The sequence below is a fragment of the Micromonospora sp. DT41 genome (genome assembly GCF_049841715.1).
GTDB classification, from domain to species: Bacteria; Actinomycetota; Actinomycetes; order Mycobacteriales; family Micromonosporaceae; genus Micromonospora; species Micromonospora profundi.
The window spans coordinates 1-236 of the sequence record NZ_JBNCKU010000064.1 but is presented as its reverse complement, the minus strand read 5'-3'; the positions used below and the strand labels follow the sequence as shown (position 1 = coordinate 236).

General features: G+C 69.9%; 1 protein-coding gene. It reads right to left on the bottom strand.

What is annotated here, in order from left to right; all coding sequences use genetic code 11:
• A partial coding sequence (locus tag ACLQ23_RS31620) for an AMP-binding protein (RefSeq protein WP_425881544.1) occupies positions 1-236 on the bottom strand: 236 nt, incomplete at both ends.

Genomic DNA, 236 nt, shown 5'->3' with positions numbered 1-236 from the left:
CGGTGGGGGACCAGGATGCCCTTGGGTGTGCCGGTCGAGCCGGAGGTGTAGAGCAGGTACGCCGGATCCTGCGGGCGAACCTCCACATCGGGTAGGTCCGCTGCGTCGGGGACCGCAGGTGGCTCCGGTTGGTCCAGCTCCCAGAGCGGCGTGTCCTGGGGTGCGAGTGGGGTCAGGTCGGTGGTCGTCAACACCAGTCGGGCACCGGAGTCGCTGGTCTGGTACGCCAGCCTGGC